The sequence below is a fragment of the Alloactinosynnema sp. L-07 genome (assembly GCF_900070365.1).
Taxonomy (GTDB): domain Bacteria; phylum Actinomycetota; class Actinomycetes; order Mycobacteriales; family Pseudonocardiaceae; genus Actinokineospora.
The window spans coordinates 3,853,322-3,879,862 of record NZ_LN850107.1 but is presented as its reverse complement, the minus strand read 5'-3'; the positions used below and the strand labels follow the sequence as shown (position 1 = coordinate 3,879,862).

At 70.4% G+C, this 26,541-nt stretch carries 27 protein-coding genes; 19 read left to right on the top strand and 8 right to left on the bottom strand.

The features are described from left to right. Positions 1–36: 36 nt before the first annotated feature. Positions 37–483: a GNAT family N-acetyltransferase gene (locus tag BN1701_RS17110; RefSeq protein ID WP_369800564.1), complete on the bottom strand. Its 447-nt coding sequence runs from the start codon at positions 481–483 to the stop codon at positions 37–39. 97 nt (positions 484–580) lie between these two features. Between BN1701_RS17110 and BN1701_RS17105 the strand changes: the two genes are divergently transcribed. The 5 genes from BN1701_RS17105 to mutM all read left to right on the top strand — a co-directional run bounded on the left by BN1701_RS17105 (position 581) and on the right by mutM (position 4,368). Continuing rightward, a complete protein-coding gene (locus tag BN1701_RS17105; protein WP_054050070.1) occupies positions 581–1,303 on the top strand; it encodes a DivIVA domain-containing protein in 723 nt (240 codons plus the stop codon). 664 nt (positions 1,304–1,967) lie between these two features. Continuing rightward, entirely contained in the window at positions 1,968–2,546 is a 579-nt protein-coding gene (locus BN1701_RS17100; protein WP_054050067.1) for a DUF177 domain-containing protein, read from the top strand. Positions 2,547–2,588: 42 nt separating this feature from the next. Further along, entirely contained in the window at positions 2,589–2,771 is a 183-nt protein-coding gene (gene rpmF, locus BN1701_RS17095) for a 50S ribosomal protein L32 (protein ID WP_054050065.1), read from the top strand. Between the two features lie 15 nt (positions 2,772–2,786). After that, positions 2,787–3,533 (top strand): ribonuclease III, encoded by a 747-nt coding sequence (rnc, locus tag BN1701_RS17090; RefSeq protein ID WP_054050063.1) that lies wholly within the window; start codon positions 2,787–2,789, stop codon positions 3,531–3,533. Continuing rightward, positions 3,517–4,368, top strand: coding sequence for a bifunctional DNA-formamidopyrimidine glycosylase/DNA-(apurinic or apyrimidinic site) lyase (gene mutM, locus BN1701_RS17085; RefSeq protein ID WP_054050061.1), 852 nt, complete (start codon positions 3,517–3,519; stop codon positions 4,366–4,368). Before rnc ends, mutM begins: the two co-directional genes overlap by 17 nt. Here the strand turns inward: mutM and lexA are convergent, their stop codons facing one another. Together lexA and BN1701_RS17075 are read right to left on the bottom strand one after the other, a co-directional pair. Next, the gene (gene lexA, locus BN1701_RS17080) at positions 4,369–5,031 is read right to left on the bottom strand and encodes a transcriptional repressor LexA (protein ID WP_054050059.1); all 663 of its coding nucleotides are present in this window, start codon (positions 5,029–5,031) and stop codon (positions 4,369–4,371) included. A gap of 191 nt (positions 5,032–5,222) precedes the next feature. Then, positions 5,223–5,603: a VOC family protein gene (locus BN1701_RS17075; RefSeq protein WP_054050058.1), complete on the bottom strand. Its 381-nt coding sequence runs from the start codon at positions 5,601–5,603 to the stop codon at positions 5,223–5,225. A 141-nt stretch (positions 5,604–5,744) separates the two neighbouring features. Between BN1701_RS17075 and BN1701_RS17070 the strand changes: the two genes are divergently transcribed. After that, positions 5,745–6,071: a PadR family transcriptional regulator gene (locus BN1701_RS17070; protein ID WP_054050056.1), complete on the top strand. Its 327-nt coding sequence runs from the start codon at positions 5,745–5,747 to the stop codon at positions 6,069–6,071. Continuing rightward, complete coding sequence (locus BN1701_RS17065) at positions 6,068–7,219, top strand: DUF1700 domain-containing protein (protein WP_054050054.1); 1,152 nt, start codon at positions 6,068–6,070, stop codon at positions 7,217–7,219. Before BN1701_RS17070 ends, BN1701_RS17065 begins: the two co-directional genes overlap by 4 nt. Before the next feature lie 45 nt (positions 7,220–7,264). On the opposite strand, the gene BN1701_RS17060 is transcribed toward BN1701_RS17065, so the two are convergent. Continuing rightward, positions 7,265–7,972 (bottom strand): CAP domain-containing protein, encoded by a 708-nt coding sequence (locus BN1701_RS17060; protein ID WP_197672105.1) that lies wholly within the window; start codon positions 7,970–7,972, stop codon positions 7,265–7,267. A gap of 57 nt (positions 7,973–8,029) precedes the next feature. Next, positions 8,030–8,518 (bottom strand): hypothetical protein, encoded by a 489-nt coding sequence (locus BN1701_RS17055; RefSeq protein ID WP_157368032.1) that lies wholly within the window; start codon positions 8,516–8,518, stop codon positions 8,030–8,032. Between the two features lie 62 nt (positions 8,519–8,580). On the opposite strand from BN1701_RS17055, the gene BN1701_RS17050 reads away from it, so the two are divergent. The 4 genes from BN1701_RS17050 (at position 8,581) to smc (ending at position 13,828) form a co-directional block, all read left to right on the top strand. Continuing rightward, on the top strand, positions 8,581–8,886 hold the full coding sequence (locus BN1701_RS17050; protein WP_054050048.1) for an acylphosphatase: 306 nt from the start codon (positions 8,581–8,583) through the stop codon (positions 8,884–8,886). A gap of 39 nt (positions 8,887–8,925) precedes the next feature. Beyond that, complete coding sequence (locus BN1701_RS17045) at positions 8,926–9,441, top strand: sigma-70 family RNA polymerase sigma factor (RefSeq protein ID WP_157368031.1); 516 nt, start codon at positions 8,926–8,928, stop codon at positions 9,439–9,441. Positions 9,442–9,452: 11 nt separating this feature from the next. Next, positions 9,453–10,097 carry an anti-sigma factor gene (locus BN1701_RS17040; protein WP_172803268.1) on the top strand — a complete coding sequence of 215 codons (645 nt, stop codon included), beginning with the start codon at positions 9,453–9,455 and terminating at the stop codon, positions 10,095–10,097. A 98-nt stretch (positions 10,098–10,195) separates the two neighbouring features. Next, positions 10,196–13,828: a chromosome segregation protein SMC gene (gene smc, locus BN1701_RS17035; protein ID WP_054050043.1), complete on the top strand. Its 3,633-nt coding sequence runs from the start codon at positions 10,196–10,198 to the stop codon at positions 13,826–13,828. Between the two features lie 13 nt (positions 13,829–13,841). Here the strand turns inward: smc and BN1701_RS17030 are convergent, their stop codons facing one another. Further along, the gene (locus BN1701_RS17030) at positions 13,842–14,318 is read right to left on the bottom strand and encodes a hypothetical protein (RefSeq protein WP_054050041.1); all 477 of its coding nucleotides are present in this window, start codon (positions 14,316–14,318) and stop codon (positions 13,842–13,844) included. Between the two features lie 176 nt (positions 14,319–14,494). On the opposite strand from BN1701_RS17030, the gene BN1701_RS17025 reads away from it, so the two are divergent. From BN1701_RS17025 to BN1701_RS17015, 3 genes are read left to right on the top strand one after another with little or no spacing between them, the layout of a single operon-like run. After that, complete coding sequence (locus BN1701_RS17025) at positions 14,495–15,415, top strand: GNAT family N-acetyltransferase (protein ID WP_054050039.1); 921 nt, start codon at positions 14,495–14,497, stop codon at positions 15,413–15,415. A 56-nt stretch (positions 15,416–15,471) separates the two neighbouring features. Beyond that, positions 15,472–16,923: an FAD-binding protein gene (locus tag BN1701_RS17020; RefSeq protein ID WP_054050037.1), complete on the top strand. Its 1,452-nt coding sequence runs from the start codon at positions 15,472–15,474 to the stop codon at positions 16,921–16,923. Positions 16,924–16,937: 14 nt separating this feature from the next. Next, positions 16,938–17,501 (top strand): GNAT family N-acetyltransferase, encoded by a 564-nt coding sequence (locus tag BN1701_RS17015; protein ID WP_054050035.1) that lies wholly within the window; start codon positions 16,938–16,940, stop codon positions 17,499–17,501. Here the strand turns inward: BN1701_RS17015 and BN1701_RS17010 are convergent. Beyond that, positions 17,451–18,974 (bottom strand): sodium:solute symporter, encoded by a 1,524-nt coding sequence (locus BN1701_RS17010; protein ID WP_054050034.1) that lies wholly within the window; start codon positions 18,972–18,974, stop codon positions 17,451–17,453. The two genes, BN1701_RS17015 and BN1701_RS17010, sit on opposite strands and share 51 nt — an antisense overlap. 259 nt (positions 18,975–19,233) lie before the next feature. Here BN1701_RS17010 and ftsY point away from each other — a divergent pair, with 259 nt between their 5' ends. The 5 genes from ftsY to alc are packed head-to-tail and all read left to right on the top strand — an operon-like array spanning position 19,234 to position 25,656. Further along, positions 19,234–20,595 (top strand): signal recognition particle-docking protein FtsY, encoded by a 1,362-nt coding sequence (gene ftsY / locus BN1701_RS17005; protein WP_054050031.1) that lies wholly within the window; start codon positions 19,234–19,236, stop codon positions 20,593–20,595. A 37-nt stretch (positions 20,596–20,632) separates the two neighbouring features. Then, a complete protein-coding gene (gene aceB, locus BN1701_RS17000; RefSeq protein ID WP_054050029.1) occupies positions 20,633–22,153 on the top strand; it encodes a malate synthase A in 1,521 nt (506 codons plus the stop codon). Between the two features lies 1 nt (position 22,154). Further along, the gene (locus BN1701_RS16995; RefSeq protein WP_054050027.1) at positions 22,155–23,381 is read left to right on the top strand and encodes an aldolase/citrate lyase family protein; all 1,227 of its coding nucleotides are present in this window, start codon (positions 22,155–22,157) and stop codon (positions 23,379–23,381) included. Further along, entirely contained in the window at positions 23,378–24,679 is a 1,302-nt protein-coding gene (gene allB, locus BN1701_RS16990; RefSeq protein WP_054050024.1) for an allantoinase AllB, read from the top strand. Before BN1701_RS16995 ends, allB begins: the two co-directional genes overlap by 4 nt. Continuing rightward, positions 24,676–25,656, top strand: a complete 981-nt coding sequence (alc, locus tag BN1701_RS16985; RefSeq protein ID WP_054050022.1) for an allantoicase — start codon at positions 24,676–24,678, stop codon at positions 25,654–25,656. Before allB ends, alc begins: the two co-directional genes overlap by 4 nt. Positions 25,657–25,674: 18 nt before the next feature. Here the strand turns inward: alc and BN1701_RS16980 are convergent, their stop codons facing one another. Next, positions 25,675–26,334, bottom strand: coding sequence for a (2Fe-2S)-binding protein (locus tag BN1701_RS16980; RefSeq protein ID WP_082859900.1), 660 nt, complete (start codon positions 26,332–26,334; stop codon positions 25,675–25,677). Positions 26,335–26,541: the final 207 nt, after the last annotated feature.

Genomic DNA, 26,541 nt, shown 5'->3' with positions numbered 1-26,541 from the left:
TGCGCCGGAAGGACGCCTGGTGCGCGCGATCACCGGTCAGGCCTGAAGCGGCAACTTCATCCCCACATGACTGGCCACGAAACCGAGCCGCTCGTAGAACCGGTGTGCCTCGGTCCGGCTGACGTCGGTGGTGAGCTGGACCATGGCCGCCCCCCGCGTGGTGGCTTCCTTGATCGCCCACTCCATCAACAGCTGCCCGAGCCCGTTGCCGCGCTGGTCGGACCGCACCCGCACGCCTTCGACGGTGGCCCGGGTCGCGCCGATTCGGGACAGTCCCGGGGTGAAGGTGATCTGCAGGGTACCGACGATCTCGCCGTCGGCGTCGGCCACCGCGAGGACCTGGTTGGGATCGGCGGCGATGGCTGCGAACGCGGCGGTGTAGCGCGGGTCGCCTGGGTTCTCCCGCTTCGCGCCCAGAGGGTCGTCCATGAGGAGGGCGACGATGGGGTCGATGTCTTGTGCGGTCGCGGTGCGGATCATCACAAGGCTTCAGCCTGCCACAACGGGACACACCCCTCCGATCTCCACCGGGAGCGCGGTGAAACCGGGCACAATCGCTGACAAGGGTGGAGGAGGAGCCGTGTACAAGGTTTTCGAGGCGATCGACGAACTGGTCACGATCCTGGAGGAAGCCAGGGGCGTACCGATGACCTCAGGCTGCGTCGTCCCCCGAGGCGACGTCCTCGAACTGCTCGACGAAGTCCGCGACGCACTCCCCACGGAGATGGACGACGCCCAGGACGTGCTCGACAAGAAAGACGAAATCGTCGGCGCGGCCGAACACCAGGCCGAGCAGACGTTGAGCAAGGCCAACCTGGAGGCCGACAAGGCCATCGCGGACGCTCGCGCCCAAGCCGAGCGTCTGATCGCCGAGGCCACCGCCCACGCCGACCGCCTGGTCGCCGACGCCCAGGACGAAGCCGACCGCGCCATCGCGGCGGGCCGCGCCGAATACGAGACCCTGGTCGGCCGCTCCCAGGACGAAGCCGACCGCATGCTCCAGGCAGGCCGCGAGTCGTACGAGCGTGCGGTGGAGGAAGGCCGATTCGAGCAGGGCAGGCTGGTCTCCCAGACCGAGGTCGTCCAGGCCGCCCACGCCGAATCCGCCCGAGTCCTCGACGCCACCAGCGACGAAGCCGCCCGAAAGCGCGCCGAATGCGATGAATACGTGGACACCAAGCTGGCGGAGTTCGAAGACCTGCTCAGCCACACCTTGAGGACGGTAGGCAAGGGCCGCTCCCACCTGCGCGGCACCATGAACGGCGTCCCCGCAGGCGCAACCCCCTTCGACTACCACGCCTAACCCCACCAAAGGGCTCTAGACCAACGCCCTCCGAGGCCCAAGGCCCCGCCAAAGCCACCCCGCCCGATGCGCAGCGAGGCAGGGGCTCTTGGTCCTTCGCAGTGCCCCCTAGCACCCCGTCCTGGCCATCTTTAACATCCGGACGGCGGGGTCAAGGGTCGGCTTGCCGATCGCGCAGCGACGCCGCAGGCGCCCTTGAGGCCGTCGGCCGGATGTTAAACGCTCGGGCTAGGGGAGCGACCCGTCCTTGTACTCATGGAGTTGACCCCGCGCCGTGGACCGGAACGCGGGTAACGGCGGGGCCCCTCCGCCATCAAGGGTCTAACTCGAGTCCGACGGCCTCAAGGGCGCCTGCGGCGTCGCTGCGCGATCGGCAAGCCGACCCTTGACCCCGTCGGACTCGAGTTAGGGATGGCATGGGCGAAGGGACGGGGAAGGTCTAGCGACCTCAAAGCCAAAGAAGGTCTGGCGACCTCAAGAACAGCCCGGGATGAGCTGCGAGGTCGGCTGGTCAGGGCAGTGCCGGTTGCAATCCAAGCCATGCCCACTGAGAGCCGTGCGGCTGGTGAGGTGCGGATTTCCGGTCCGGGGGTGGGTCGCGTACCCTATCTGGGCTGGCCCCATAGGGCCGCCCACTCCACCTAAGGCGCTGACTGAGTCCACCATGTCCGAGAACCGCAAGAGCCCGGCCCGTCCGGTGCAGACCAGCCCGTGGGTCATCGATACCCGCGAACTGGGCAGGCGTCCCGGGTCGAGTAAACCGGTTCGGCGTACCGCGCAGGCGACCTATGCCATCGGTCTCGAAGGGGTCATCGCGATCCCGGCGGGGGCTGAGGTCGAGCTTGACGTGTTGCTTGAGTCGGTAGTCGAAGGTGTGTTGGTCTCCGGTGTCGCCGCTGGGCCGTTGGCAGGCGAGTGCTCGCGCTGTCTCGATCCGATCTCTGATGAGGTCGAGGTCGACATCACCGAGTTGTTCGCCTATCCCGACAGCGCGACCGATGAGACGACCGACGAAGACGAGGTCAGCCGCCTTGTCGACGATCTGCTGGACCTGGAGCCGGTGGTCCGGGACGCGGTGGTGTTGGCGCTGCCGCACGTGCCGCTGTGCTCGCCGGACTGTGCGGGTCTGTGTGCGGAGTGTGGTGGCAAGTGGGCCGAACTCGAGCCGGATCACCGGCATGAGAGCATTGATCCTCGATGGGCCGCACTGCAAGAGCGGATCCAACAGGATCGCAAGTCGTAACCGTCCGATCCTGCACAACAGCTCGTCAGAGGAGAAGTAGTCGTGGCCGTCCCCAAGCGGAAGATGTCGCGTTCGAACACCCGCGCGCGCCGGTCGCAGTGGAAAACCACTGCCGTGCACCTGGTGAACTGCTCGAACAAGGCCTGCCGGGCGCCCAAGCCGCAGCACATCGCCTGCCCGACCTGCGGTCAGTACGACGGTCGCCAGGTCACGCAGCCCGCGTGACCCTAGGCGCACGTCATGGGGGGTAAGGCGGCACGCGGTCCCACGGCGGACCCGGCAACGCTGCTCGACGCGCTCGGCGTCCACGTGGACGCCGAGCTGCTCGTGCTCGCGTTGACCCATCGGTCCTACGCCTACGAGAACGGCGGACTGCCGCCCAATGAGCGGCTGGAGTTCCTCGGTGACGCGGTCCTCGGACTCGTCGTCACCGATCATCTCTATCGCCGTCACCCCGACCTGCCCGAGGGGCAGCTCGCCAAGCTGCGCGCCAGCGTGGTCAACATGCATGCCCTAGCGGGGGTCGCGCGCGGCCTCGGCGACGGTGGCCTCGGCGCGCACCTGCTGCTCGGCAAGGGCGAGGAGCTGACCGGCGGCCGGGACAAGGCGAGCATCCTCGCCGACGGCCTGGAAGCCGTGATCGGCGCTGTCTATCTGCAGCACGGCATCGACGTGGCGCGGGAGGTCGTGCACAAGCACTTCGACCCGTTGCTCATCGAGGCTCCCCAGCGCGGCGCGGGTCTGGACTGGAAGACCAGCCTGCAGGAACTCACCGCGTCCGCGGGCCTTGGCGTTCCCGAGTATCGGGTGCGTGAAGAGGGCCCCGACCACCGCAAAGAGTTCACCGCGCTCGTCGTGGTCAACGGCAAGAGCTACGGCAACGGCGACGGCAAGACGAAGAAGGAAGCCGAGCAGAAGGCCGCCGAGGCCGCTTGGCGCGAACTGACCGAGTCGATCAAGCCGTCCGACGATGCCGGAACTGCCTGAGGTCGAGGTAGTCCGACGTGGCCTCGAGAACCACGTGCTGGACCGTCCCATCGCCTCGGTCGATGTCCACCATCCCCGCGCTATCCGCCGCCACGTCCCGGGTGCCGCCGATTTCGCCGCACGCCTGGTCGGCACCCGGTTCGTCGCCGCGCGGCGGCGCGGTAAGTACCTCTGGCTGGAGCTGTCCTCGGGCGCGGCTGTGCTGGCCCACCTGGGCATGAGCGGCCAGATGCTCGTCCAACCCTCCTCGGCGGCGCCCGAGAAGCACCTGCGCGTCCGGGTCGCCTTCGCGTCGGAACCGGAACTGCGGTTCGTCGATCAGCGGACCTTCGGCGGGCTGTCGGTGGAGGACGTCGTGGTCGTCGACGGGACGGTGCTGCCGATCCCGGTCGCCCACATCGCCCGCGACCCGATGGACCCCCAGTTCGACCTGGCCGCCGCCGTCGCCGCCTTGCGCGCGAAGCGGTCAGAGGTCAAACGGGCGCTGCTCGACCAGACGGTGGTCTCGGGCATCGGCAACATCTACGCCGACGAGGCCCTGTGGCGGACCAAGCTGCACTGGGCCCGCCCCGCCGACAGCCTGTCCCCGGCCAAGGCCCGCGCCCTGCTGACGGCGGCGACCGAGGTGATGGCCGAGGCCCTGAACGTCGGCGGCACGTCGTTCGACGCGTTGTATGTCAACGTGAACGGGCAGTCCGGGTATTTCGACAGGTCGCTGGCGGCCTACGGCCAGGAGGGCCTGCCGTGTCCGCGCTGCGGGCGGCCCATCCGGCGCGAGCCGTTCATGAATCGGTCGTCGTTCTCGTGCCCGCGCTGTCAGCCCCGGCCCCGTTAGTCAGACGCTGCGCAGCACCGAGACGACGGTCCCCAGCACGACAGCCTGATCGCCGTCGATGACGTCATAGTCCGCGTTGCGCGGCTCAAGGTAGACGTGGCCGTCACGGCGCCGATACACCTTCACCGTGGCCTCGCCATCGATCATCGCGGCGACGATCTGACCAGAGTGGGCCTCGGACTGCTGTCGCACCACCACGATGTCGCCATCACAGATCGCGGCGTCGATCATCGAGTCGCCGCGCACCCGCAGGCCGAAAACGGTGCCGCGCCCGGTGAGTTCGCGCGGCAGCGTCAGGACGTCATCGAGATGCTCGTCGGCCAAGATCGGACTTCCCGCCGCGATATCGCCGACGACGGGCACGCTCACCGAGTCGTCGGCAGGCTTGCGGGTCGCAGGCTCCTGCAGGAACAGGCGCACGTCGATCGCCCTCGACATTGTCGCGCTGCGCCGCAGGAAACCCTTCTCCTCCAGGCTCGCGAGGTGCTTGGACACCGACGACGACGACCGCAGTCCGACGGCGTCACCGATCTGCCGGGAGCTCGGCGAGTATCCATATCGGACCACCCAGTCCCGGATCGTCACCAGGATCTGCTGCTGACGGCGCGGCAGCGCTGAGGTGTCCAGGTGCTCGAACGCGTCGAGATCGTCGTAGGTGGTCATCCGCCGGATCGTAGAGGTGCCGCACGGTGGGTGATCGACCACCCTGGCCCGGCGAGATCACCTTGACTGTCGGAGAAGCAGGGCCCGATAGCGCAGCCGTGACCGCCGTGCCGCCGGGTAGCAGACCGAGCAGCTCGCAATAGGCCACTGGGATCGTGACCTGGCCTTTGTCGCTCAAGCGCATGGAGTGATCACCCGCCGCCGTAGGGGCGGGTGATGATCTCCAGGTTGTGACCGTCGAGGTCGTCGAAGTACACGCCCCGGCCGCCGTCGTTGGTGTTGATCTCGCCTGCGAGGTGGTGGAACGGGTCGGCCCAGTAGGCGAGCCGCCATTGTTGGACCCGGCCGAAGATCTCGTCGAACTCGGGCTCGCTCACCAGGAACGCGTAGTGCTGTGACGTGATCTCGCCGCGTTCCTCGATGAAGTCGAGGGTCACGCCGTTGGCTGTCTCGACGCACAGGAACGGTCCGAACGGGATCGGTTCGGGCAGGCCGAGGAGCTCGGACATGAACCTCGATGAAGCGACCTTGTCGCGCGCGGCGACGATGGTGTGGTTGAGCTGAACAGGCATGATGCTTCCCCTTAAGTGCTGATCCCAGCCTAGAACCTCCACCGGGGAGGACGTCAAACGCGTTCAACCTCCAGTTTCGGCCTTGCGCGCTACTACGCATTACGCAATAGTGTTCCTAGCGCGATACCGGGAGGGGTGCGGGTGGACACGAGTCAATTGCTCAAAGGCGTGCTCGACCTCGCCGTGCTCGCTGTGCTGCGGAACGAGGACGGCTACGGCTACGACGTCCTCAGACGCCTGCGCGGTGGGGGCATGGAAGAGGTCGGGGACGCGTCGGTGTACGGGACGTTGCGGCGGCTCTATCGGGCCGGGTACCTGACTTCGTATGTGGTGCCGAGCGACGAGGGGCCGCACCGCAAGTACTACGGGCTCAACGAGTCCGGGCGGGCGCGGTTGGTGGAGTCGGAGGACGCGTGGCGCGCGTTCGCGAGGACGTTGGACGACATTCTGAAGGGGGCGGCGGCGTGAACAGCGACACCGACATTCACCCGGGGCTCGATGACTACCTGGCCCGGGTCCGGACCGCGCTGGCGGACCTGCCCGCCGACGAACTGGCCGAGGTGCTCGAGGACATCGAGCCGCACGTCACCGAGGTCTTCGGGGAACCGGGCGACCCGGTCGACCGGCTGGGCTCGCCCGAGGACTATGCCGCTGAACTGCGGGCCGCGGGCGGCTATCCGCCGGTCGCGACACCACCGACCGCGGTCAGTCATGGCGGACTAGGGCGGTTCGTGTTCTGGATCGTCGGACTGACGGCGGTCCTCGCGGCTTTCATCGGGCTCGTCGCGCTGATGAATCGCGCCGCCGAGCCGCTGGTGGTGTTCGCGCTGTGTCTGCCGCTGTTCGGACCCGCGCTGTGGCTGGTCCTGGCCGAACGGGTGAACCGGTCGGACATCGCCGACCTGCCCGAGTACCGCCGCGCCCGGCGGATCGGTGACTCCATGGCCGCGATGTTCCAGCCCGACGCGCTCGCGTATGTGCGGTCGCTGCGGCCCGCGTGGGCGCTGGCGCGGATCATCGTGCTGGTACTGGCTTTCCTCGCCGCGATCGACCGGGCGCCTGGGCTCGCGGTCTTCGTTCTGGTCGTCGCGGGCGGTCTGCTGTGGACGGCGGGCCGGACCGCGACCAACCGCAGGCTGCTGGCGATCACGGTGCCCGCCAACGCTTTCGTCATCGGCGCCGCGCTGGCGCTGGCCATCGGCGTGGCCGATTCCAACCGGGGCGGCGGTCCTGTCGCCGACTACCAGGGGTACACCGGCGGCGGGCTGGTCTACGGCGGAAACCGACTGTCCAATGTGTACGCGGTGGGCGCCGACGGCAGGCCGATCGAGGAGTTCTACCTCTACGACGAGACCGGCACACCGATCACCGTCGACCACGAGTCGTGCGGCAAGGTCGACCCGTCGCCCAGGATTCGCAACAGGTTGCCAGTGCCGCGGGTCGTCTATGTCAACGGCTACTGCGAGACGCGCACGGACATGCCGTTCGTCCCGCTGGCGCCGGGCGGTTCGACGTCCCCGTCGGTCACGTCGGGTCCCCCGTCGGTGTCCGGGTCGGCGGTGTCACCCAGCGTGTCGGCGACCTCGCCTGCCATATCGGTCACGCCGACGAAGTAGGAACCCGGGTGGGAGCGGGCATCGGGGGCCCGCTCCCGCTTGGGTTCAGTACCCGAACATCTGCGTCCAGTAGTAGCCGCGCGTGGCCAGGCCGAGGCCCATGGTCCGCATCGAGCAGTTGAGGATGTTCGCGCGGTGGCCGGACGAGTTCATCCACGCGTTCATGACCTGCTGGGCCGAGCTCTGCCCGCGCGCGATGTTCTCGGCGCCCGCACTCGGGTAACCGGCGTCCTCGGCGCGATCGACGAAGCTGCGGCCGTCGAGGCTGGTGTGGGAGAAATAGCCGTTGCGCGACATGTCGTCGCTGTGGTCCTGGGCGGCTCGGTTGAGCCTGCTGTCCAGGGTGACCGGCGCGCAGCCGCGCTGCGCCCGCTGGATGTTGACCAGCGACTGGACCTGGCCCGCGGCCGACGTGTTCGGCGGCGCGGTCGTCGTGGTCGGCCGAGGCTTCTTGTCCGTGGTCGTCGTAGTGGGCGCGACGGTCGTGGTCGTGGTGGTGGCCGCGATGCTGCTGGTGGCCGTCGTCGCGGCCGTGGAGGTGCCCGCGACGGTGCCCGCCGCGCTCCTGGTCGCGGCCGCGGTGGGCACCGGCGACGGCACGCTCGTCGGCACGTCCAAGGCGACGCGGTCCGGACTGCCCTCGATCATCGGCGGGCCGGACATGACTTTGGCGACTCCGGCCGTGCCCGCGCCCACCGCGAGCGCGACCAGCACGGCCCGAACTAACGCGTTGGCTCCACGACGGTGTGTCACGGTCGCGCAAGTTACCACTAACGGGTGACCCGTCCGCCTATACGGTGAAACCTACTGTCACGGAGGCGGGGGTTCCGTGGTGGTCGTGACCGGCGGCGTGGTCGTGGTGGTAACCGGCGGCTCAGTTGTCGTCGGCCGGGTGATCGTCGGCTGAGTCGTCGTCGGCTGAGTCTGCGTCGGCTGTGTCGTCGTGGTGGTCGTCGTCGGGCGCGGCCGCTTGGTCGTGGTGGTCGTCGTCGGGTCCGCGGACTCCGTCGTCGTGGTCGTCGTCTCCGACGTCGTGGACTCCGACGTGGTCGTCGTCGGGTCCGTGGTGGCGGCGTCGCTGGTCGTGGACGGCGTGGGGCGCGTCGAGCTCACCTTGACCGTGGCGGGCGCGGCGGGCCCGGCGTCCTCGGTTTCCGGGGAGGCGACGGCGGCGACGGCGGCGAACACCGTCGCGAGCACCACGCCCGAGACCCCCAGGATCGCGTACGGCGCACGGCGCAAGCCGGGGCGCTCGTCGTCCACAGGTGATAACTCGACCCGGTCTTCTGGCTCTGACATGCAGGTCCAATCTCCACTCGGCCGTGTCGGCGCGACAAATTACCACCCGGCAGGATGTCCCCATGCCCCCACCCGTGCACCCTGGCGAGAACCGGAGCGACCCCGTCCGCTTGACCGCGTGGGTCCACGGCCGGGTCCAAGGCGTCGGTTTCCGCTGGTGGACGCGCGCGCGGGCCCTTGAACTGGGCTTGGCCGGGTGGGCCCGCAACACCCCCGACGGCCGGGTCGAGGTGGTCGCCGAGGGCGCACGTGATCTGTGCGACAGGCTCCTGGCGGCATTGCGGTCGGGCCGCACGCCGGGCACCGTCGACCACGTGGTCGAGCAGTGGGGTCCGGTCAAGGGAGTCGAGGGGTTCGCCGAGCGGTGAGCCGTGAACCGATTCCGACGTCGGCGCGTAGGCAGGGTCGTGGCTGACACCCCGGGGCAGGACGATGAACTCGTCCGCGAGCTGTACGGCCGCTACCGGCGGCCGCTGCACAGCTATGTCCTGCGCTCGGTGGGCGGTGATCACCAGCGCGCCGAGGACATCGTCCAGGAGACATTGCTGCGCGCCTGGAAGCACGCGGGCGAACTCGATGTCGACCACGCGGGTCCTTGGCTCTACACGGTGGCCAAGAACCTGGTGATCTCCGGCTACCGCAAGCAGAGCGCCAGGGTGGCCGAGGTGCCCATCGAGTCGGACTGGGCCCGGCCCACCGACGACTTCGAGCAGGTGCTGCAGGGCTGGCAGGTGGCCGAGGCGATGCGGGCACTGTCGCGCGACCACCGCAACGTCATCGCCGAGCTGTACTTCCGCAGGCGCACCGTGGCAGAGGCGGCCAAAGTGCTCGGCGTGCCGCCCGGAACGGTCAAGTCCCGCACGTTCTACGCGCTGCGGGCGCTGCGCGACGCCCTGGAGGAAAGGGGGGTGACCGAGCCGTGAGTTGCCTTCAGTTGACTTCGGTAGGGGCCTATGTGCTCGGCGCGCTCGACCCGGCCGACCGGGCCGGGTTCGAGCACCACCTGCCGGGCTGCGACGCCTGCCGAGCCGAGTTGCTGCGACTTGCGCCGCTGCCGGGCCTGCTGCACCGCATCACACTGGCCGACTTCGAGGACCTGCCAGAACCGGACCTGAGCCCCGCCGACGAGCCCGCCAGGGTCCTCGAACTGCCCCGGGAAAAGCCCGAGCCCCGCAAGCGCCGCCGCCTCGCCGCGCTGGCTGTGGCCGCGGTCACCGTCCTCGCGCTGGGCGCGGGCGTGGTGTTCGTGGTCCGGTCGCAGCTCCCGGCCGAGCCCGCCGGGGTGAGCTGGTCGGCGACCGATCCCGGCAGCGGCGTCGGCGTCGATGTCGAGCTGATCGACCGGCCATGGGGCACCGAGGTGAAGGTCACAATGCGCGACGTGCCGCCGGGCAAGCCGTGCAAGCTCGTGGTGCGCGGGCGCGACGGCAGCAAGGAGACCGCGGGCTGGTGGTCGACCAGTCCCGTCGCTGGTGAGGTCATCCCTGGGAGCACGTCGATCGATCTTGCCCACATCGCCACCGTGGACATCGTGACCGCCGACAACCGGATCTTGGTCAGCGTCGCCGCCCCCTCCTGACACGCGCGGCAAGCCCCCACCTCCCCAGGTCCAGGCATACGCGCAGGTAGTCTCTTCCGGATACCAAGGAGTCGGCGGCACTCGGAAGGGCCTGCCTCGTGCACCTCAAGAGCCTGACGCTGAAGGGCTTCAAGTCTTTCGCCTCGGCGACGACGCTGAAGTTCGAGCCCGGCATCACCTGCGTCGTCGGTCCCAACGGGTCGGGCAAGTCCAACGTCCTTGACGCCCTGCGCTGGGTCATGGGCGAGGGCAGCGCCAAGGGCCTGCGCGGCGGCAAGATGGAGGACGTCATCTTCGCGGGCACCTCCGGCCGCGCGCCGCTGGGCCGCGCCGAGGTCACCCTCACCATCGACAACGCCGACGGCGCCCTGCCGATCGAGTACAACGAGGTCTCGATCACCCGCCGGATGTTCCGCGACGGGGCCAGCGAGTACGAGATCAACGGCAACGGCTGCCGCCTGATGGACGTCCAGGAGCTGCTGTCGGACTCCGGCATCGGCCGCGAGATGCACGTCATCGTCGGGCAGGGCCAGCTCGCCGCGATCCTGGAGTCCAAGCCAGAGGAGCGCCGCGCGTTCATCGAGGAGGCCGCAGGCGTCCTCAAGCACCGCAAGCGCAAAGAGAAGGCCATCCGCAAGCTCGACGCGATGCAGGCCAACCTCACCCGCCTCACCGACCTCACCGCCGAGCTGCGTCGCCAGCTCAAACCGCTGGGCAAGCAGGCCGAGATCGCCCGCAAGGCCCAGACCGTGCAGTCCGAGCTGCGCGACTCCCGGCTGCGCCTGCACGCCGACGACCTGGTCACCCAGCGCGAGGACATCGCCCGCGAGGAGGCCGACGAGGCCACCGCGCGCCGCAAGCGCGCCGAGGTCGAGCAGGCGCTGGAGCTGGGCCAGGCCCGGCAGACCGAGCTCGAGGACCACCTCGCGGTCGACGCGCCGAAGCTCGCCGCCGCCCAGGAGACCTGGTATCGGCTCTCCGCGCTCGAAGAGCGGCTGCGCGGCACCGTCCGGCTCGCCGTCGAGCGCGCGCGCCACCTGTCCGCCGCTGTCGAGGCCCCGCGCGGTGGCCGCGACCCCGACGAGATGGAAGCGGAGGCCGAGCACACCGCGATGCGCGAGGCCGAGCTGTTCGAGGCCGTCGCCGAGGCCCGCTACGCCCTGGCCGAGTCCACCGAACGCCGCGCCGAGCTGGAGCGGCTCGTGCAGGCCGCCGAGAAGGCCCACCTGGCCGCCGTCCGCGCCATCGCCGACCGCCGCGAGGGGCTCGCCCGCCTCGCGGGCCAGGTCGAGGCGCTGCGGAGCAACACCAACGCCACCGCCGACGAGATCGAGCGGCTGTCGACCGCGCTGGCCGAGGCCAGTGAGCGGGCCGAGTTCGCCGCGCAGGAACTCGAAGAGGGCCAGGCCGCCACCGGCACCGAGGAAGGCGACGACGCCGGGCTCGACGAGCGGCACCGCCACGCCGTCGAGGCCAACGACGCCGCCAAGGCCCGGGTCGAGGAACTGGTCGCCGCCGAGCGCGCCGCCGAGCGCGAGATCGCGTCCTGGAAGGCCAGGGTCGACGCGCTGTCGATGGGTCTGGCCCGCAAGGACGGCGCTGGCGCGCTGCTCGCCGCCGCCGACCGGCTGCCCGGCCTGCTGGGCTCCGTGGCCGCGCTGCTGACCGTGGAGCCGGGGGCCGAGGCCGCGCTGGCCGCCGCGCTGGGCCCGGTGGCCGACGCGGTGGCCGTGGCCGACCCGACCGGCGCGGTCGACGCGCTGCGCCTGCTGCGCTCCGGCGACGGCGGCCGGGCCGGGATGATCATCGGCGGCGCGGCGGTGTCCTCGAACCGCTCGACGTGGCCGTCGCTGCCTTCGGGCGCGCGCTGGGCCGTCGACCTGGTCCGCGCGCCAGACGCGCTGCTGCCCGCGGTGCACCGGGCGCTGGACAAGCTCGCGGTCGTCGACGCCCTGGCCGACGCGCAGGCGCTGGTCAGCGCGTATCCCGAGCTGCGGGCCGTGACCGCCGAGGGCGACGTCCTGGGCGCGCACTGGGCGGTCGGCGGGTCCGAACGGGCGCAGAGCGTCATCGAGGTACAGGCCGCCGTGGACGAGGCCAACGCCAAGCTCGGCGCCGCCGAGCGGACCGTGGAGCACTCCGCCGCCGCGCTGGAGGGCGCCCGCGCCGAGCAGCAGGCTCGCAGGGCCGAGGTCGGCGCGATCAAGGAAGAGATGAACGAGGCGAAGGTCCGGGCCGCGCGGTCCTCCGAGCGCCTCAACCGGCTGCGCCAGGCACTGCGCGGCGCCCAGGCCGAGGTGGAGCGGGCGACCACGCAGCGCGCCAAGGTCGAGCAGGCCCGCGAAGAGGCCCTGGTGAAGCTCGCTGACCTGGAGGAACGCCTGGTCGTCGTGCAGGAGCAGGAAGTCGAGGACGAGCCGGACTCCGCCGAGCGCGACGAGTACACCGCCTCGCTGGCCACCTCGCGCCAGGAGGAGATGGAAGCCCGCCTGTCGCTGCGCACCGCCGAGGAACGTCACCGCGCCCTGCAGGGCAAGGCCGACGGCCTGCGCCGCGCCGCGCGCGCCGAGCGTGAGGCCCGTGAGCGCGCGACCAGGGCCCTGGCCGCCCGAGCGCGTGGCGCGACGGTCGCCCAGGCCGTGGTCGAGGGCGGCGAGCTGGCACTGGAGCGCATCGCGCTGTCGCTGCTGCGCGCCGCCGAGGAACGTGACGTCGTGCAGGCCCAGCGGGCCGAGCGGGAGCGGATCCTGGCCGACGTGCGCGGCAAGGTCCGCGAGTTGTCGACCGAGTTGGAGAAGCTGACCGACGCCGTGCACCGCGACGAGGTGCTGCGCGCCGAGCAGCGGCTGCGGCTGGAGCAGTTGGAGACCCGCATCGCCGAGCAGTTCGGCATCGGCCTCGACGACCTGGTCGCCGAGTACGGGCCGACCGTGCCCGTGCCGCCAAGCCCCGGCGAACTGGCCGAGTACGAAGAGGCCAAGGAGCGCGGCGAGGACGTCACCATGCCGCCGCCGTCGCCGTACGACCGCGAGACCCAGGCCCGCCGCGCCAAGCGCGCCGAGCGCGACCTGACACTGCTGGGCAAGGTCAACCCGCTGGCCCTGGAGGAGTTCGCCGCGCTGGAGGAGCGCTACAAGTTCCTCTCCACCCAGCTTGAGGACCTCAAGGCGACCCGGCGCGACCTGCTGGTGGTCATCAAGGAGGTCGACGAGAAGATCCTGGAGGTCTTCACCTCGGCCTACACCGACGTCGCCCGCGAGTTCGAGATCGTCTTCGACGTGCTGTTCCCCGGCGGCGAGGGCCGGATGATCCTCACCGAGCCCGACGACCCGCTGACCACCGGCGTCGACGTCGAGGCCCGCCCGCCCGGCAAGAAGGTCAAGCGGCTGTCACTGCTCTCCGGCGGCGAGAAGTCGCTGGTCGCGGTCGCCATGCTGGTGGCCATCTTCCGCGCGCGTCCCTCGCCGTTCTACGTGATGGACGAGGTCGAGGCCGCGCTGGACGACACCAACATGCGCAGGCTCATCGGGCTGCTGGAGCAGCTGCGGGCCAGTTCGCAGCTGATCATCATCACCCACCAGAAGCCGACCATGGAGATCGCCGACGCCCTCTACGGCGTGAGCATGCGCGGCGACGGCATCAGCCAGGTCATCTCCCAGCGCATGCGGCGTGCCGACCGCGACGCCGAGATCGAACAGGCCGCCGAGTCCGAAGAGGACCCGGCGGCCTGAGACCGGACGATGCTTACGCGGCGTGCGGCGGAACAGCCTTCTTGCTGGCCTGGAAGGTCAGGAAGGCGGCCACCGTGGACGCGATCGCCGCGAGCAGGCCGATGTAGAAGCCGAAGCCCGCGCCCGCGCTGATGCCCACATCGCCCACGACCGAGCTGCTGCCGCTCGGGAACGAGATCCACTGGATGAGCAGGATCACCACGGCCAGCCCAGCGAGGCCCAGCCAGATGAGGGTCCGGTTCGGGACCTGAGTACCCAGGTGCGGCAGGAGCACGACCACGGCCGCGGCGATGAGCAGCAGGATCGGGAACAGGGTGCCGAAGCCGTAGCTCCATGCGCTGACCGAGCCGCCGAGGCTGCCCAAGCCGAGGGTGGGGCCGTCGTACGACACCGAGTAGAACGGGAAGAAGCTGATGATGAGCGCGAGCGCGCCCGCGCCGATGCCCGCCCACTCGATCGGGGTTACTCGCTTTGCGTCGAAACTAGCCATCGGCGTTCGGCCTCTCTGGATGAGCACACAGGGTGTTTTGGTTGGGAATCGCCGACCGGTTCAAGACCGTGACGGGAACTCCGCAGGTTGGGGCAAAGTATGATCCTATTGGGACGTATTCGGCCACCCCCGAAATACAGTCGCGGTGGCCGGGCCGGACCATTCACGATTCATTCATGTATGCGATCCGCCCTGCCCGGCCCGACGACCTGGCCGCCGTCGTCGAACTCGTGGTCCGCCTCCAGGCCGACCCCGACCACCACGTCGGCTACCACGGGACCTCCGCGGCCGAGATCGCCGAGGAACTCGCGGGTCTGCGGCCCGACTGGGCCTCCGGCGCGGTACTGGCCGTGGCCGAGGACGGAACCCCGCGCGGGGTGATCAGCGTGGACGCCGACGCCGAGGTGGGCCGGGCCTGGCTGTTCGGGCCGTTCGTCGAGCTGCCCGCCGACCATCCCGCCTTCCGCCAGTGCTGGCACAACGTGGCCGACGAGCTGCTGGAAGCGGCCATGGCCGTGCCCAGGCTGAGCGGGATCACCGACCTCGAACTCTTCGGCCACCGCCGAAACCGGCGCTTGGGCGACTTCGCCGCCCGCCACGGCTTCACCCAGCGCGCGACCAGCCGGGTATTCACCCTGACCGGGTCAGCGCTGCGGCCCGTGCTCGTGGCCGCCGTGGACGACGCCGACACCGCGCGCCCTTTGGGCGCCGATCCGCAGGTCCGGGCCCAAGTGATCGAGCTGCACGAGCGCTGTTTTCCCAACACGACGGTCACCGGTCGCCAACTCGTGGAGGGTGCGCGCGGCCATACGATCGTCGTCGCGACGGGCGCGACCGGGCTGCTCGGTTTCGCCGCCGGGTACGCCCAGCCCGACGAGCTGTATGTCGACTATGTGGCCGTCGACCCCGAGATGCGCGGCGCGGGCACCGGGCGCGCGCTGATCCGGGCGCTGCTGCGCGAGCTGGCGGCCAAAGAGGGTCCGCGCCCGCAGGCCGCGGCGGTGATCTCGCTGGGCAATGACGCCTCCGAGCGGATGTTCACCGCGCTGGGGTTCGGCCTTCACCTTGAGCTCGTCGGCTATCGACGCGAACCCTGATTCACTCGATAAGGTGACGCCTCAACCATGATCACTTCAGGGTGAGGAGCGTCCACATGCGAGAGAGCGGTCTTCCTGGGCTCAACCGGCGCGGGTTCCTCGCGGTCGGCGCGGCGACAGCCGTGGTGGCCTTCGACCCCGCGGGCCTCGGCTGGATCAGCCAGGCCCAGGCCGACGAAGGCGCCACCGGCACCCGGGTCCCGCCGCTCGACGGCGAACTCGTCACCGACGACGCCGCGTTATCCGAGGCCGCCGAGGACTACGGCCAGATCGTGCACGACCGCCCGCGCGCGGTCCTGCGTCCGGGCTCGGTGCGCGACATCCAGAAGATCGTCCGGTTCGCCTGCGCCAACGGCCTGTCGGTCGCGGTGCGCGGCCAAGGCCATTCGGTGTTCGGCCAGGCCCAGGTCAAGGCCGGGGTGGTCATCGACTCGCGCACCCTGGCCAGGATCCACTCGGTCGGCCGCGACCGCGCCGTGGTCGACGCCGGGGTCACCTGGTCGGCCCTGTTCACCGCGGCCCTCGCGGCGGGCGTGACCCCGCCGGTCGCCACCGACTACATAGGACTGTCCGTCGGCGGCACGCTCTCCGTCGGCGGCATCGGCGGCGCCACCTCTCACCACGGCCTGCAGGTCGACACGGTGCTCGCGCTGGAGGTTGTCACCGGCACCGGCGAGCTGGTCGGCTGCTCCCGCACGGAGAACCGCGACCTGTTCGACGTCGTCCTCGGCGGACTCGGCCAGTACGGCCTGATCGTGCGCGCCACGCTGCGCGTCATCCCGGCTCCCGCCACCGCCAGGGTCTACCGCCTCAGCTACACCGACCTGACCGACCTCACCGCCGCCCAGCGCACCGCCCTGGCCGACGGCCGGTTCAGCTACCTGGAGGGCCAGGTCGCCCCGACCGAAACCGGCTGGGGCTACGTCCTCGAAGGCGTCGCCTACTTCTCCGGACAGTCCCCGGACGACGCGACGCTCCTGCGTGGACTGCCCGCGCCTGCCGCCACCGACATCGCGGAGCTGCCGTACTTCGCCTGGCTCGACCGCCTCACCGCGCTGGTCGACCAGCTGCGCCCGCTGAGGTTCCCGAACCCGTGGCTCAACCTGTTCCTGCCCGACGCCGTGACCGACCGCTACGTCGCCGACTTGCTCGCCGACCTGAGCCCGGCCGACGTGGGCGGCCCGATCCTGCTCTACCCGGTCCCGCGGCGGCGGCTGACCCGGCCGCTGGTGGCGGTGCCCGACAGCGACGTCGTCTTCCTGCTGTCGGTCCTGCGGGTCGTGGCCCCGCCGAACCCGGATACGGTAAACCGATTGATCGCCGACAACCGCGCCGCCTACGTTGACGCGGTCGCCCTCGGCGCGACGCAGTACCCGATCGGTGCCATCCCGGTCAGCCCCGCCGAGTGGGCGGCGCACTATGGCGCGCAGTATCCGCGGGCACGCCGGGCCAAGGCCCGGTTCGACCCGCACGGGGTGCTGACGCCGGGGCAGAAGATCTTCCCGTGAGCCGGAGGTAGTCAGTGCTGAGGACCGTGTTGACCGACGACGCCGAGCTGCGCGCCCTCGAGCCGTGGCACGCCGAGGAGTTCTTCGCGCACCTCGACGCGATTCGCGACCACATCGGCCAGTGGCTGGCCTGGGCCGAGCGGATCCCCGACCTCGACGCGGCCCACGAGTTCCTACAGGGCTTCGCCGACAAACGGGCCCGCGACGAGGGCACGATGTACGGCTTGTGGGTCCACGGCGAACTCGTGGGCGGCGTGGCCTTCCCGGTGTTCGACGCGCGGGCCGGGATCTGCGAGCTGGGCGTGTGGCTGGCCCCGCACGTCACCGGGCGCGGTCTGGTCGGCATGGCCGTCCAGCGGATGATCGACTGGGCGGTGTTCGAGCGCGGGGTCTTCCGGATCGAGTGGCTGGCGGCGGTGGGCAACGAGCCGAGCATCGCCGTCGCCCGCCGTCTCGGCTTCACCAAGGAAGGCGTGCTGCGCAAGCACTACCCGCACGGCGAGGTCCGGCACGACATGGAGCTGTGGTCAGTCTTGGCGGACGAGTGGCGCGCTCGTTCGGTGCCGCAGAGCCAGTAGCCCGCCGACGGTCAGGGTCACCAGCACGCCCAGCGGGGTGTACCAGGGGAACGCCAGGGCGACCGTGTCGCCGGACGCCTTGGCGAAGTCGACGCCGAGGAACTCGCCGGTCTTCTTGCTGAACTTGAGCCCCAGGATCACGAACGCCATGACGGCCACCGTGGTCACGAACGCCGCGATCGCGTCCGCCTGCTTGGCCCGCTTCACCAGCAGGCCGAGCAGGAACGCACCGAGCAGCGCGCCATAGGTGTAGCCGGTGATGGCCAGGGCGGTCTCCACGATGGGGTTCTTCGTCGTGGTGAACATCGATGCGAACACGATCAGCGCGCCCGCCCAGACCACCGTCCAGATCCGACCCTGTCGCAGGGCCTCGGCGTCGGTCAGCGGCCTGTTCACGATCCGCTGGTAGACGTCGGTGACCGTCGAGGACGCCAGGGCGCCCAGTGACGAACTCAGCGCGGCGGCCAGGATGCCCGCGATCACGAAGCCGGAAAGTCCGCTCGGCAGTTCGTTGACGATGAACGAGGCGAACAGCTCGTCATTGGTCGTCAGACCGAGGTCCTTGACCGGATTGAGTCCTTTGTAGAACGACCACAGCATCATGCCGATGAACAGGAACAACCCGAACTGCAGCAGCACGACGAACCCGCTGGCGATGAGCGCCTTCTGGCCTGCCTTCACGTCGTTGCACGCCATGAGCCGCTGCACGATCAGTTGGTCGGCGCCGTGCGACGCCATCGACAGCACCGCCCCGCCCAGCACCGCGGTGATGAACGCGTAGTTGTTGCTCACGGGCGCGCTGGAGAGGTCGAACAGCTGCGTCTTGCCCGCGTCGACCGCCGCCCCGAACCAGCCCGACGGCAGCCGGTTCGCCAGGAACACCACCACCGCGACGCCGCCGACGACGTACCAGAGCATCTGGATCGCGTCGACCCACACGACCGCGCGGACGCCGCCGAAGAACGTGTAGACCACCATCGCCAGGCCGAGCACGGCCACGATCTGCCAGTACGCCGCGTCGACGCCATAGGCGGCCAGCACGATCTTGATCGGGATCGCGGTGGCGAAGAGCCGGACACCGTCGGCGAGCAGGCGGGTGAACAGGAACGTCACCGAGGCGGTGCCCTGCAGGCCGGGGCCGAACCGCTTGCCGAGGAAGTTGTACGCCGTGGTCATCTCGCCCGCGACGTAGCGGGGGAGCAGCACGAACGACACGACGATCCGGCCGATCACGTAGCCGATGGCCAGCTGGAGGTAGGTGAACGCGCCGAGGTAGGCCACGGTCGGCACGCTCAGCACGGTCAGGGTCGAGGTCTCCGCCGAGACCACCGACAGACACGCCACCCACCACTTGATCTTGCCGTCGCCGACGAAGTAGTCGGTGCCGGACTTCTGCCTGCCCGCGATCCAGATGCCCAGCAGCGGCATGCCGACCAGGAACGCGGCGATGATGGCGAGGTCAAGGGCCCGCAAAGGATCCTCCGGCAGGTTCGGGGGCAGGGGTGGTCACACACGCTGCCGCACGGGTCCTGGTGCGGCTCCGGGAGGAACAACGACCCACTCCCCGGTGTGATGCTGGGCCGTACCCGGAATTCAAGGCTTGGTCACCTATGACCCCGGCCACCCGTGACAGACCCATAGGTCTCTGGTCTAACGCCCATGACCATGATCCGCAAGAGGGGCAGGGGGCCGTGCCCGGTACCCGCGGCGGCGGCAATGCGAGGATTGGCGGGTGTCGAGCACCCTGATCGTCATCCTCATCGTCGCCGCCGTGGTCCTGGTCGCGGCGCTGGTCACCGGCGTCGTGCTGTCGCGGCGCAGGCGGATCAGCCTCACCGAGACCAAGCCGGAAATCGACAAGCCGAAGGGCTACCAGGCCGGAAGCGGCATCAGCCTGGCCCCCGGCGGGTCGAAGGCGCCGCCGCACCCGGTGGCCGACCGGACCGAGGTCGACGGGCAGCCCGGCGTCGGCGACGACGCGTCGGTCCCGCGCGACTCGCCGCAGCGCGGGATCGTGGATGTGACGCTGCCCGACATCCCGACCCAGGGCACTGGCGAGTCGGTCATCCCGGAGCAGGGCGGCCCGGTCGACGTGACCGACCTGGCGCCGGAGCCGGTCATCCCGGAGCAGTCGGTCGGCCCGGTGGAGACCGATGAGATCGCGCCGACGGCAGGGCGGCTGGAGCGGCTGCGCGGGCGGCTGTCGCGGTCGCGGTCGACGCTGGGGCAGGGACTGCTTGGCCTGCTCGGCGCGGGCGACCTCGACGAGGACTCGTGGACCGAGGTCGAGGACACCCTGCTGCTTGCCGACCTCGGCGCGGCCACCACCCAGGAGATCGTCGACCGCCTGCGCGCCGAACTGGTCGCGCGCGGCGTCCGCACGTCGGCCGACGCCCGGACGGTCCTGCGCTCGGTGCTGATCGAGGCGCTGCACCCGGAGATGGACCGCGCGGTGCGTGCCCTTCCGCACGGTGTCGAAGGCGAGCGCCAGCCCGCGGTTGTGCTGGTCGCGGGCGTGAACGGAACCGGTAAGACGACCACCACGGGCAAGCTGGCCAGGGTGCTGGTCGCCGACGGGCACTCGGTCGTCCTCGGTGCCGCCGACACCTTCCGCGCCGCCGCCGCCGACCAGTTGCAGACATGGGCCGAGCGCGTGGGCGCGGAGACCGTTCGCGGCAAGGAGGGCGCCGACCCGGCCGCGGTCGCGTTCGACGCCGTCCGCCGGGGCCGGGAGTCCGGGGTCGACGCGGTGCTGATCGACACCGCGGGCCGTCTGCACACCAAGACCGGGCTGATGGACGAGTTGGGCAAGGTCAAGCGGGTCATCGAGAAGCAGACGCCGGTTGATGAGGTTCTGCTGGTCCTCGACGCGACCACCGGGCAGAACGGGCTGACGCAGGCTCGGGTGTTCGGTGAGGTGGTGGACGTGACCGGGATCGTGCTGACCAAGCTTGACGGGACGGCGAAGGGCGGGATCGTGTTCCAGGTCCAGCGTGAGCTGGGGGTGCCGGTGAAGCTGGTCGGCCTCGGTGAGGGCGCTGACGACCTGGCGCCGTTCGACCCGGCGGCGTTCGTCGACGCGCTGCTCGGCTGAGGTATCTCAAACGCGTGATGGGGGCCACTATGGAGTCATGGTCGACATCAAGCTGCTCGGCGAGCCCGTCGAGCGCGACACGGAGATCCTGACCCCCGGGGCCCTGGCGTTCGTCGCGGGACTGCACGACGCCTTCGCTGGTCGCCGGGATGAGCTGCTCCAGGCTCGGGTGGCCAAACGTGCGCGGGCCTCTCAGGCTGGGAGGCTCGACTTTCTTCCCGAGACCAAGGAGATCCGCGAGGCCGACTGGCGGGTCGCGTCCGCGCCGCCGGACCTGGTCGATCGGCGGGTGGAGATCACCGGGCCGACCGAGCGGAAGATGGCGATCAACGCCCTCAACTCGGGGGCGCGAGTGTGGTTGGCCGATCTTGAGGACGCCAACACCCCGCACTGGCGCAACGTCGTCTCCGGGCAGGTCAACCTCTACGACGCCGCGCGCGGGGCCATCTCCTTCACCTCCCCCGATGGCAAGCACTACGACCTGACCGCCGAGCGACCCGCGACCATCGTCGTCCGGCCTCGGGGGTGGCAGCTGGACGAGAAGCACGTGGAGATCGACGGCCGCCGGGCCGTGGGGGCGCTGGTCGACTTCGGGCTGCACTTCTTCCACACCCACGACAAGCCCTACTACTACCTTCCCAAGATGGAGAGCCACCTCGAAGCGCGCCTTTGGAACGACGTCTTCACCCACGCCCAGCGCGAGCTCGGGGTCCCGCATGGCACGATCCGGGCCACCGTCCTCATCGAGACCATCCCGGCCGCCTTCGAGATGGACGAGATCCTCTTCGAGCTGCGCGACCACGCCTCCGGTCTCAACGCGGGCCGCTGGGACTACCTGTTCAGCCTGATCAAGTATTTCCGGGACGCGGGCCCCGGGTTCGTCCTGCCCGACCGCAACAGCGTCACCATGACCGCTCCGTTCATGCGGGCCTATACGGAACTACTCGTCCACACGTGTCACCGCCGCGGCGCGTTCGCCATGGGTGGGATGGCGGCGTTCATTCCGAACCGGCGGGATCCGGAGGTCACCGCCCGCGCGCTGGAGAAGGTGCGTGAGGACAAGGGCCGGGAGGCGGGCGACGGGTTCGACGGGTCGTGGGTCGCCCATCCCGATCTTGTCCCGGTGTGTCGGGAGGTGTTCGACGCCGTACTCGGCGAGCGGCCCAACCAGCTCGACCGGCTGCGCGAGGACGTGTCCGTCGCCGCATCGGACTTGCTCGACGTGGCCTCGACGCCGGGGCACGCGACCATGGCGGGGTTGCGGTCGGCGGTCGACGTCGGGGTGCGGTATCTGGAGTCGTGGCTGGCGGGAAACGGGGCCGCCGCGATCCACAACCTGATGGAGGACGCGGCGACGGCCGAGATCTCGCGGTCGCTGATCTGGCAGTGGGTGCGAAACGGCGTCGTGCTCGACACCGGCGAGCGGGTCACCGCCGACTTGGTCTGGTCGCTCATCGCCGAGGAACCGCCGTCCGCCGCTTCGGAGCTGTTCGCCGAGGTCGCGCTGGCCGAGGACTACATCGACTTCCTCACCATCCCCGCATACGAGCGGATCTGACATGCGCACGACCCTGGACGGCGCGCTGCTCGCGGGCATCATCGCCCGGCTGTCCGAAGTGGACGAACGGCGGGCCGCCCGCTATCCCGGCGACCCCGGCGGCCGTCAGCCCGTGCACACCTGCTACGTCCCCGCCGACAAGATCACCGACGACCTCCCGGCCCGCTGGGGTGCCGAGGCGTCGGCCGCGCTCGACGAGCACGCGGCCGATCCGGCGGCGCTCGCGGCGGCGGTCGGGGTGCCCGCGGCGTTGGCGCCGACGGTGTTCGAGCGGGTGCGGGCCAAGCTCGCGGCCGAGCCGGTCGAGGACCTTCGCGTCGACTTCGAGGACGGCTACGGCTCCCGGGACGAGGCCACCGAGGACACCGACGCCGTGCGCGCCGCAGGCCTGATCGCCGGGTGGGGCCTGGCGGGCGTCGGGATCCGGATGAAGTCCTTCGACACCGCCGAGTTGCTCCAGCGGGCCGTGCGCACGCTCGACCTAGTGCTCACCGGACTGGGCACACCGCCGCCGGGATTCGTCGTCACCTTCCCCAAGGTCACCGTGCCCGACCAAGTCGAGGTGCTGGTGGAACTGCTCGACGTCATCGAGCAGCGGCTGAACCTGGGCACGGGCGCGCTCCGGTTCGAGATCCAGATCGAGACCACCCAGGCCGTGATCGACCACAAAGGACGGTTCGCCGTCCCGCGGCTGATCGAGGCGGGCGCGGGCCGGGTGTCCGGACTGCACTTCGGCACCTACGACTACACCGCCGCGTGCGGACTGGGGGCCGCCGACCAGCATCTCGCGCACGCGGCCTGCGACTTCGCGCGGCACGCCATGCAGGTCGGCGCGGCGGGCACCGGGGTGCGCCTGTCGGACGGGTCGTCCAACATCCTGCCGGTCGGCGACAATGTCCGGCCCGCGTGGCGCACGCACTACAAACTGGTCCGCCGCTCGCTCTCCCACGGCTACCACCAGGGCTGGGACCTGCATCCAGCGCAGCTCGTCCCCCGCTACTGCGCCGTGTTCGCCCACCACCTGGAGACCGCTGAGGCCGACGGCAAGCGCCTGGCCGCCTATCTGGCGCGCACGAGCGGCTCGATCCTCGACGAGCCCGCGACCGCCGCCGCGCTGGCCCGCTCGCTGCGTCGCGCGGTCGAGTGCGGTGCGTTGACCGCCGAAGAGGTCACGCGGTCCTGCGGGCTGGGCATGGCCGACCTGACCGCGCTGGTGGAGCGCCGATGACCGATCTCGTGTTCCGCGCGCGGCGGTGTGTCGCCGGAGGGTCGGAGGTGGCGGCCTGCGTGCGGGTGCGCGACGGGCGGATCGTCTCGATCGACCCGTTCGACACGCCGATAGAGGACGCTCGCCTGGTCGAGGTCGGGCCGGACGAGATCCTGCTGCCCGGCCTGGTCGACACGCACGTGCACGTCAACGACCCCGGCCGCGCCGAGTGGGAGGGCTTCCCGACCGCGACCAAGGCCGCGGCGGCGGGCGGGGTGACCACGATCATCGACATGCCCCTCAACTCCCTGCCGCCCACCACCGACCTGCGCGCTTTGGAGATCAAGCGTGACGCGGCGCGCGGCCGGTCCTATGTGGACGTCGGATTCTGGGGCGGCGCAGTGCCAGGCAACGCGGGCGAGCTGGCGGCGCTGCACGAGGCGGGTGTGTTCGGCTTCAAGTGCTTCCTGCTCGACTCCGGCGTCGAGGAGTTCGGCCACCTGAGCGCAGACGAGCTGGTCGGGCACCTGCGGGTCACCGCGGGCCTCGACGCGCTGATGATCGCCCACGCCGAGGACGCCGCCGCGATCACCCCGACCCCGCCGGGCCGCGGGTACGCGGGATTCCTGGCCTCGCGACCGGCAGCAGCTGAGCACAATGCCATCGCGTCAGTGGTCAAGGCCGCCGCGCTGACCGGCGCCCGCGCGCACATCGTCCATCTGTCCTCTTCGGACGCGGTGTCGCTGCTCGGCGGCACGGTCACCGCCGAGACCTGCCCGCACTATCTGACCTTCGCCGCCGAGGATGTGCCCGACGGCGCCACCGAGTTCAAGTGCTGCCCCCCGATCCGCGACGCGGCCAACCGGGAGCGGTTGTGGCAAGCGCTTGCGGACGGGCTGATCAGCATGATCGTCAGCGACCACTCGCCCTGCACCCCGGAGCTCAAACGCCCCGACACCGGCGATTTCGCCGCCGCCTGGGGTGGGATCGCAAGCGTGCAACTCGGCCTTCCCGCGGTCTGGACCGGCGCCCACGCCCGCGGTCACACGCTGGTCGACGTCGCGAGCTGGATGGCGGCGGGTCCGGCCGAGTTGGTCGGCCTGCGGCACAAGGGACACATCGCGCCCGGATTCGACGCCGACCTCTGCGTGTTCGCCCCCGACGCCGAGTTCACCGTCGACGCCGCCGCGCTCCACCACCGTAACCCCGTCACCGCCTACCACGGCACGACCTTGCGCGGAGTTGTCCGCGCGACCTGGCTGCGCGGCGAACCAGTCGGGGAACCCAGAGGCGCTCTGCTGGAGAGGGGAACCGCGTGATCGACTGGACCCTGCCCGACCTGGCCTCCCGGCGCTTCGGCGGCTCGGTGATGTGGGCCAACGACGAGTCCTTCGCCGAGCGGGAGAACCTGATCACCCCGGCCGCGCCCGAGTTCCGGCCTGCCACCTTCGGGCTCAAAGGCCAGGTCTACGACGGCTGGGAGACCCGCAGGCGCCGCACGGCCGGGGACGACAGCGCGGTCATCCGACTCGGCCTGCCCGGCGTGATCCGGGCCGTCGTGGTCGACACGGCGTTCTTCACCGGCAACTACCCGCCCGAGTGCACGGTCGAGGCGTGCGCCGCGGTGGGCTATCCCAGCGCCGACGAGCTGACCGGCTGGGAGACCGTCGTCCCACGCGCTCCGCTCAGCGGCGACACCCGCAACCTCTTCGAGGCCGCCTCGGACCGCCGGTACACCCACGTCCGGCTCACCATCCACCCCGATGGCGGCGTCGCCCGGCTGCGCGTGCACGGCGAGCCGGTCGCCGACCCGGCCCTGCTCGACCCGGACGCGCTCGACCTGGCGGCGCTGGCGAACGGTGGCCGGATCACCGACTGCAGTAACAAGTTCTATTCCAATCCCGACAACCTGCTCGCGCCCGGCCAGGCCACGGTCATGGGTGAGGGCTGGGAGACCGCCCGCCGCCGTGACAGCGGCAACGACTGGGTGCTGGTCCGGCTCGCCGCCGAAGGGGTCATCCGCTTCGCCGAACTGGACACCACGCACTTCAAGGGAAACGCGCCCGGCTGGGCCCAGCTCACCGGCGCGGCCGACGTCGACGGGCCGTGGTTCCCGCTGCTGGACCGCACCCGACTCCAGCCCGACACCCGCCACCGCTTTCCTGTGGCAGGCGGCCCGGTGAGCCACGTCCGGCTGGACATCTACCCCGACGGCGGTATGGCTCGGCTGCGCCTGCACGGCGGGCTGACCGCCGCTGGAAACTCTGCGCTGGCCGCCCGCTTCGCCGCTGGATGATCAGTCCACGCGGCCCAGTCACCATGCCTGGAGCCTGCGCAGACGCTCGGCCGGGAGCTGGCGTGGGCAGCTGACGCACTTGTCGGCACCCGGCGTCTCGTAAACAAGGCAACACGACGCCCGCCGGACCACTGTGCGGCCGCCGACATCCACGAACCGAGGCACCGGCAGGTCCGGCCCGACCGAGTGGGCCATCGCGACCGCGTCGGCCGGGCCGCCGCCCGCCCACAGCACCCGGTTCGCCAGCGAGTCCGTCGCGATCGCCCACAACGCCCGAGCTGATGCCCCGGTCGCGGCGCTCACCGCCGACACGGCTCCGTCGACGACCTTGTGCAGCCGGGGACCCGGGTCGGCGCAGGTCGCGACGGCTCTGGCGGCGAGCAGCCTGCCGTCCCGATGCAGATAGAGGTGCACCGCGGCCGGATCGAGCGCGTGGCCGGTGACCAGCCAGGACTCGGCCGTCGGCGCGAGCAGGACCGAACTGGCCGAGTACCACCACAGCACACCGAGCACGCCCCGGTCGACGCAGCGGTAGAGCCGTCCCGCCGCGCTGATCTGGGCTTCGAGCCAGGCCGGGTCCCGGATCTGGTCGACCGGCACGGCCGTGAGGCCCGCTGTGGACGAGCCCGCGTGGTGGGGCAAGCGGGCGTCGAGCACCCGGTAGACCTCGGCGGACATGGTCCACAACCTAGTGCCTGTCCACAGTGGCTCACGTTAAGCGGACGCTTCCGTAGTCGATCGGATACCCGACGTGAGGGAAACGTGGCCGTAACACAAGGGGTCTGACAGTTCACCGGCCGGAAACCTCGCACGCCATCCGGCGAAACAGGACAAACACATGCTTCCCCGCAATCAATAGGTTCACGGGAGGACGATGTGAACGCA

What these genes read in the sequence shown, in the direction of transcription:
- BN1701_RS17100 (WP_054050067.1), top strand. Translation starts at nt 1,968, where the DNA reads ATGTCCGAGAACCGCAAGAGCCCGGCCCGTCCGGTGCAGACCAGCCCG.
- rnc (WP_054050063.1), top strand. Translation starts at nt 2,787, where the DNA reads ATGGGGGGTAAGGCGGCACGCGGTCCCACGGCGGACCCGGCAACGCTG.
- mutM (WP_054050061.1), top strand. Translation starts at nt 3,517, where the DNA reads ATGCCGGAACTGCCTGAGGTCGAGGTAGTCCGACGTGGCCTCGAGAAC.
- lexA (WP_054050059.1), bottom strand. Translation starts at nt 5,031, where the DNA reads ATGACCACCTACGACGATCTCGACGCGTTCGAGCACCTGGACACCTCA.
- BN1701_RS17075 (WP_054050058.1), bottom strand. Translation starts at nt 5,603, where the DNA reads ATGCCTGTTCAGCTCAACCACACCATCGTCGCCGCGCGCGACAAGGTC.
- BN1701_RS17055 (WP_157368032.1), bottom strand. Translation starts at nt 8,518, where the DNA reads ATGTCAGAGCCAGAAGACCGGGTCGAGTTATCACCTGTGGACGACGAG.
- BN1701_RS17050 (WP_054050048.1), top strand. Translation starts at nt 8,581, where the DNA reads ATGCCCCCACCCGTGCACCCTGGCGAGAACCGGAGCGACCCCGTCCGC.
- BN1701_RS17030 (WP_054050041.1), bottom strand. Translation starts at nt 14,318, where the DNA reads ATGGCTAGTTTCGACGCAAAGCGAGTAACCCCGATCGAGTGGGCGGGC.
- BN1701_RS17025 (WP_054050039.1), top strand. Translation starts at nt 14,495, where the DNA reads ATGTATGCGATCCGCCCTGCCCGGCCCGACGACCTGGCCGCCGTCGTC.
- BN1701_RS17020 (WP_054050037.1), top strand. Translation starts at nt 15,472, where the DNA reads ATGCGAGAGAGCGGTCTTCCTGGGCTCAACCGGCGCGGGTTCCTCGCG.
- aceB (WP_054050029.1), top strand. Translation starts at nt 20,633, where the DNA reads ATGGTCGACATCAAGCTGCTCGGCGAGCCCGTCGAGCGCGACACGGAG.
- BN1701_RS16995 (WP_054050027.1), top strand. Translation starts at nt 22,155, where the DNA reads ATGCGCACGACCCTGGACGGCGCGCTGCTCGCGGGCATCATCGCCCGG.
- allB (WP_054050024.1), top strand. Translation starts at nt 23,378, where the DNA reads ATGACCGATCTCGTGTTCCGCGCGCGGCGGTGTGTCGCCGGAGGGTCG.
- BN1701_RS16980 (WP_082859900.1), bottom strand. Translation starts at nt 26,334, where the DNA reads ATGTCCGCCGAGGTCTACCGGGTGCTCGACGCCCGCTTGCCCCACCAC.